The sequence below is a fragment of the Microcoleus sp. Pol12B4 genome (assembly GCF_036701385.1).
Classification (GTDB): domain Bacteria; phylum Cyanobacteriota; class Cyanobacteriia; order Cyanobacteriales; family Microcoleaceae; genus Microcoleus.
In genome coordinates this window covers 1-1,067 of record NZ_JAUBQR010000474.1, presented here as the reverse complement: position 1 = coordinate 1,067, position 1,067 = coordinate 1, and the positions used below count along the sequence as shown (strand labels likewise).

1 protein-coding gene is annotated in these 1,067 nt (G+C 49.8%); it reads left to right on the top strand.

Annotated features, from left to right (window positions below):
- Window positions 1-219: 219 nt before the first annotated feature.
- The coding region (locus QUA38_RS29155) for a POTRA domain-containing protein (protein WP_333168037.1) at window positions 220-1,067 on the top strand (848 nt) is incomplete at its 3' end.

Here is a 1,067-nt window from a genome sequence, read left to right as displayed (position 1 = left end):
GTCGCGAACAACTGTTGCAGCAGACTCAGGCTCATTTTGAGAAACGAGTTTCTCGACAAACTCTTTAAACAAATTTTCCGATCGCCCGCGGTCGATCGAACTTTCCCACATTTCAGCATCCCAGAAACCCGGTAGCCTCAAAAATACCGGGTTTCTTTTCGGCTAATTATGCAGGGGGCCCGGTTTTGGGTAATATGCGTTGGGTGTGCTTTAAATTTAATGTCTATGCGAATTCCGATTATTGCATTTTTGACTTTGGCTGCGCTGGCTGGCGGCGAATTGGGGGCGCGGGCGATCGATCCGAGTGCCGCACCGACTGAGGCGGAGTTTAGAGAGGGAACCGCAGAGGCGCAGGGGGCGCAGAGGGAGGAGGATGAGGTCATCGGTGATAACTTAACGTCAAACCGACTGTCTCTGTTGTTTGTAGCGAAGTCTAGATCCCCCCTTAATAAGGGGGGGACAAGAAATATGCTCAAAGTCCCCCTTATTAAGGGGGATTTAGGGGGATCTAGACTCGATGACAAGCGACATTGGTTATCGGTTCCAGTCTTAAATAGTCACCAATCGGATGAGGTGAACCCAACTGTGCAGAAGTTGCCGGCATCCGATGAACTCGCAAATTCTCCAGAAGTAGGCGCGGCGCAGCTATCCCCTAGGGAATCGCCCTCACTCAAGTCCAGCCACCATAAAGATTTTACATCTCTGTTAAAAACTCCGGCGACGATCGCGGCAAATGCCGAAACCCCCGAAGCCGTAAACAGCAACGCCCGACAGCTAGACGGTACTCTACAAATCAGTCAAGCGGTCAATGCTGAGGGCGTTTACGTTGCAGAGGTAAAAATTCGCTTTGTCAATTCCAGAGGCGAGGCTGTTGATAGAAAAGGGAATCCGGTTGAGGGCAGAATTTCGGAAGATTTTATTCGAGGTGAGCTCAAACTCAAGGCGGGGGATAACTACAGCCGGGAAGTTGTACGATCGGATTTACAGCAGTTGCAGCAATTGGGATTGTTTGACAAGGTTACGGTTTCGATTGAAGAAGTTGGCACGGATGTTAATGTAATCTACAA